The following is a 4924-nucleotide window of genomic DNA, read 5'->3' on the forward strand; positions in this document are numbered from 1 at the left end:
CCGCCGCCAGCGCACCGTTTTGGGGCCGAGCCGGAGCCGTTTCGGGAAGTCCCCTAGCCCCGTCTCCGCGCGGGCGGCGAGCCGCTGGCAGGTGCGCTCGTTGACTTTGAGAATCGCCGCGACTTCCCTGACGGTGAGGAGCGACGAGTCACTCGCGGGTGGAGCTGCGTTCGTGTGCATCGTGTTCTCTTTCAAACCCTCCATTCGGATTACTACCCGTTTCGGCGGATGCGTTCAGCCTTTCTCGGCCTCACATAGTCGTTGAGGCCCCACTTGCGGAACTTCTCGGCAAGCTTCCGCACGTCGGCGCAGACCGCCGCCTTGGAGCGGCCGGTCATGCGGGCGATCTCCGCCTGCGTACGTCCCTCGCCCAGCGCCCGGCAGATGGCCCGTTGGGCCGGAGACAGGTCCATCAGAGCCTGCTTCACGTCGAGCTTCGCCTCGTGCGTCTCGGTTCGGCTCAGCGAGAAGAAGTTCTTCTCGGTGAAGACGCCTTTGTCCTCAAGCGACAGCGATTCATAGTTGGCCCGGCGGACGTCGCGCCGCCGGTCGCGTTTCACCTTCATCAGTTGGCGGTCGATGACCGCGATGACGAACGTGCGCTCCGACGAGCCGCCCTCTGCACCTGGCTTGAAGTTCGTCTTGAGAAGCTCCTGAACGATGATTTGCTCGAGATCATCGATCTCGTCCTTGCGGAAATACAGCCGCCTCGCCCTCACTCGAATCAGGTCCACCTTCCAGCGCTCGATGAGATCGCCATAGTCATTTCGCTCCACGCGCCTGTGCCTTTCCGGGACGTCCCGAAGGCACGGGCATTGTGGCGGCCCAGTCTTCGGGAAACGTCCCTACCGACTGGGCTCAAGCGGCGCGGGCTCAAAGGCTCAGGCCGACTGTGGTGGCTCTCTTAGAGTCGTTCGGGTTGGTTCTTCGGGGTGCTGGCTCGAAGGCTCGAACCCCGACATCATCTACTCTTCGTCATCTCCAACGGGGGAAGCGTCCTTCTTGTCGGCCACTTCCATTGTCACCTGGACAGTGTGGCGGCAGTGGCGGCAGAAGATGCCCGTTGTCCCGCGCATGGACAGCGTGCCGCTGACCGGCAGGCGCTTCCCGCAAAGCGGACAAAGCAGCGCGACGGTTTTCTGCTCCTTGGGAGTGTCATTGGTTGCGGCCATTGGCGTCACCTCCATCCTTGTTCCATCGGACCTTCGCTGACACATCCACGGTGTCCGAACGGCGGGTCCTTACAGCTCGGATTGTCGCGCAGCGTGGCCCGCGAGTATCTTGGAAGAGACCTGGAACTGGAAGTTCAGGTGGATGAGACAAGATGTCCCATATGAGATCTCATATGGGAATTGGACCTGCCGCTGGCGCGGTCAGGAATCGAGTCCCTCGACGTCGATCCAGGAGTTCAGGCGGTATCCCGGCCCGCCGCTTTCAATGACGTCCTGGTCGCTGCAACTGACACCGTTCTTTCGGAGCACGTCGGCGATGCGGCGGCGGAGGTATTTGACGTAGCCGGCCACGTCGTTCTGACCCTGCTGGCTCTGCGGATCGAGTTTTCGGGCAAGCGCGTCTCCGCTGTAGGCGGTGCGTTTCCCCTGGGGGTCTTTCTTCGCCAGGAGGCGCAGCGTGTGCCAACTCCCGCGCGCCTTGGCCGTGAGAATGGCGTAGCCGAGCAGGTCCACGCGATCCTCGCGGAAAACGAGCTTGCCCCCCTGGAACGGCGTCAGTTTCTCCGGCTCCATGGGCCGCTTGATGGGTGCAGGCGCCGTTCTCACCTTGGCGAGCACTGGGCAGTGCGCCGGAGCATGGCTGCATCCGCGCTCCAGAGCCTTCTTGATCACATCAGGAAGGGTCCGCCCGCCGCCTGCAGGTCCGAAGGGCTTGCAGATGTAGTCATCCGCCCCTTTCTGCATCATCTCCACCGCCAAGTCCGGCCCGTTCCTGCCGTGACATGTCATGATGACCACCTGTGTAGCACACCCGTCTTCAGGCCACCGTCGAATCTCCTCCAGCAGGTTGATGCCGTGCGTCAGTTCGGCCATGCGCTTGGGTTTGACGGGAATCTCCAAGTCCAGAAGGATGTAGCAATACTTGTTGGCCGATAAGAGATCTCGCGCCTCGGTCTGGTTCGCAGCCCGATCGTAGACGTGGCCCAGCGATTCCAGGTGGTCGTGGACGAGTTCGACGATCTTGTCGTCGTCCTCCACAATCAAAGCTCGGTGCTTGAGCGGTTTCATTCTTCAAGTCGATCCTGCTGCGTCAAGGGCAGCGTGACGGTGACGGTCGTGCCCTGGTCTTCCACGCTCTCTATCGTGATCGAGCCGCCGTGCGCCTGAACGATCTTCTTGGCGATCGGCAAGCCGAACCCGGTGCCGCCCTGGTTCTTTTTGCTGGTCTTGAACGGGATGAAGGCGTCCCGCTTCTCTGCCGGCGACATCCCGACGCCGTTGTCCGTGACGCGAATGGCAACGCAGGCGTTCTCGGCCAATGCAGCCGCGACAGTCACCCGCCCATCGCGATCCACGGCTTCGACGGCGTTCTGGATCACGTTGGCAAAGGCCTGAACGAGTTGGTGGCGGCAGGCATCGAGCGCGATGTGGTCAGGCACCTCGCGGTGCAACTGGATCGCGCGCAGAGAAGTGGCCGAGGTCTTGAGCTTGTCATTGGCAAGCTCGAACGCGGCTTCAACGATATCCCGGAGGTTCTCGCGCCGGAAGTCGCAAGACAGATCCTGCGCATAGCCCTTCAAGTCGTCCAGAATGCGGTTCAGAAAGGCGGCTCGCTCCCGGGCTTTCGACAGCTGATCGAGCTGGCCGTCCTGGGACAAGCCGCTCTTTGCCGCCTGATCCAATGCGCCGGCGAGCGAAGTCAGCACGCCGCGGATTTCATGCGTCGCGGCGCTGGCTAGAATCTCGAAGTACCGTTCGCCGATGCGAAGTGCCCGCTCCGCCGCGGTGTGCCCGTACTTGTTCACGAACCAGTCGTAATCTTCGTAAACGCCCTCAATCTTCTGCTGCTTCTGGGCCTCCACGCGCATCAGGCGCTTCCGCCGGCCCAACGTCCGCTCGGCGGCCTTCCGAACCCACGCGTTGGAATCGCTGGCGAGGCGCGAAATCATCGGATCGAAGTCGTCGGATCGGAGATGCATCAGGGAATCCGCAACAGCCTGTCGCACCTCCCACTTGTCGTCAGCGGACAGAATGTGGAGGAGCCGGACAGCGGACAGGATGATCTCCGGCGGCCGGGCCGCCCGCAGCGTCTGGCCGACCTGCGCGGCCAGTGCCTGCCGCTCCGGCCAGGGCATCGGCGGCGCCCCTGCCAGCAGGCGCTGCAATGCGTTCTCAAGATCGCTCGGGTTCTCGCTCAATGTCCGTACCTGTCCATTCTCAGCTTGAACGCTTCCCGTCCGCCTTCAAGAAGAGTCTCTACGTCCTCGCGGCATTCATCCACCGTTCCGGACCGCCGGAGCGAGCCTTGTTTCCCAGTGGAGTCCAAGACGAAGATTCGCTCGGAATCGCCAAGAACCGGGATGTTGGGGTTGTGTGTGACGAACAGCAACTGCCGCCTCTTCTTCACGTCCGAGACGCTCTTCACCACGGTTTCATAGATGAACCGATTGTCCAGGTTGTCTTCCGGCTGGTCGATCAGGAGCGGGCTCTCACTCTCGAGCAGCAGGATCGGCAGGATCGTCGTGCACTTCTGGCCCGTCGACAAGGACGCTGAGTCCTTGTACGTGGCGCCGTCCAGCAGTTCGATCCTGGGAAGGTCCAGAAGCTCGACCGTCTCAATATCGAACGTGCGCTTCGTGCCGGCCAACGCCGAAATCACCTTCCCCGCCTGCTCGGCGGTAAGCCCGGCAAGGTCCATCAGTCCGTCCGTGTTCCTCTGTCTGATCGTCCGGGCGAAATCGGCGGGCGACATCGCCTTCACGATCTTCTCTGCGGTCAGCCCCGGCTTGACTCCGGAGTTCTTGAGTCCGTCGGCGATCAACTGCTCGTATTCCGCGGTGCTCCCGAACTGCTCGACGGTCACGCGAATAGTGGGAGCCAGCCTCTGGGTCAGCGTGGCGGCGACCTGTGCCCGCAACTGGAAGCGCTGGTCCTGCACTTCGGAAAGCTCCCGCATCATCTTGTCGCGTTCCTCGATCAGGCGGCGCAGTTCCTGGCGCTTCTCATCACACAGGCGCTTCTTGGCAAGCAGGTCGTTCCTCAGGCGTTCCAGGCGCGACCGCTCGGCCACCTGTGCCTGAGCCTGCGTGTGCGCCTCGATCACCTTGCGGAAATCCTGTTCCTGCTCCTGGTGAGCGGTCTGCAGGAGCCGTTCCGCCTTCTCGATCTCGTACAGGCAAATCCTGAGCCGCTCGATCAGCGCCGCCATCGATTTGTTGACTTCGCCGGCGGCATCGAGAGCCGCCTTCCGGGCCGCCATCAGAATGCCTTCGTTGGGCCCGGAAAGAAGGTCGTGCGGAATGCACGTGTTGACCCGCGCGTCCAAGGTCCCGATGTGGGACCCGAAGGTTGACTGGCCCTGGCGATAGGCTTCGGCCAACTCCGCCAGCGCCCGCTTCTCTCGGTCGCGCCGTGCTTTCAACTCGTGCTGCTCGTTGACCTCCTTGGCATCCTCTCCGTGCTCCCCCGCAAAGGCCTTGAGGTTCTCCTCGACCGTCTGTAACTCGCCGAGCCCTTCCTCCAGCTCTGCGATTTCCTGATCCACCCGGAGAATCTCCCCGGCGTTGCCTTCGAGTCCCCGTTTGAGCCGCGTCAGCCGAATCTGAAGCTCGGCGATCTCCAACTCCACGAAGCCGTCGATCAGGAGCAGCTGGAAGCGCGGGTTGTTCGAGATGCGCTCGATCTGGTTCTGGCTGTAGATGTCGGCCGAGAAAAACGCACCCTGGCCCAGGGAAATCCCCGTCGGCCTGCCG

At 62.5% G+C, this 4924-nt stretch carries 6 protein-coding genes; all 6 read right to left on the reverse strand.

Going from position 1 to position 4924, the window contains the following annotated elements:
• The coding region (locus tag WC683_19550) for a hypothetical protein (protein ID MFA4974802.1) at positions 1-195 on the reverse strand (195 nt) is incomplete at its 3' end.
• Between the two features lie 17 nt (positions 196-212).
• Positions 213-776, reverse strand: a complete 564-nt coding sequence (locus WC683_19555; GenBank protein ID MFA4974803.1) for a hypothetical protein — start codon at positions 774-776, stop codon at positions 213-215.
• Positions 777-965: 189 nt separating this feature from the next.
• Complete coding sequence (locus WC683_19560) at positions 966-1172, reverse strand: hypothetical protein (protein MFA4974804.1); 207 nt, start codon at positions 1170-1172, stop codon at positions 966-968.
• Between the two features lie 201 nt (positions 1173-1373).
• The gene (locus WC683_19565) at positions 1374-2240 is read right to left on the reverse strand and encodes a response regulator (GenBank protein ID MFA4974805.1); all 867 of its coding nucleotides are present in this window, start codon (positions 2238-2240) and stop codon (positions 1374-1376) included.
• On the reverse strand, positions 2237-3370 hold the full coding sequence (locus tag WC683_19570; GenBank protein ID MFA4974806.1) for an ATP-binding protein: 1134 nt from the start codon (positions 3368-3370) through the stop codon (positions 2237-2239). The genes WC683_19565 and WC683_19570 overlap by 4 nt, the downstream gene beginning before the upstream one ends.
• Positions 3367-4924, reverse strand: a 1558-nt coding sequence (locus tag WC683_19575) for a hypothetical protein (protein ID MFA4974807.1), incomplete at its 5' end; no start/stop codon positions are given. The genes WC683_19575 and WC683_19570, both read right to left, overlap by 4 nt.

The sequence above is a fragment of the bacterium genome, assembly GCA_041648665.1.
In the GTDB taxonomy this organism is placed as follows: Bacteria; UBA10199; UBA10199; order 2-02-FULL-44-16; family JAAZCA01; genus JAFGMW01.

Bases quoted from the DNA above. Each gene is read 5' to 3' on its own strand.
- WC683_19560 (MFA4974804.1), bottom strand. From the start codon at position 1,172: ATGGCCGCAACCAATGACACTCCCAAGGAGCAGAAAACCGTCGCGCTG.
- WC683_19565 (MFA4974805.1), bottom strand. From the start codon at position 2,240: ATGAAACCGCTCAAGCACCGAGCTTTGATTGTGGAGGACGACGACAAG.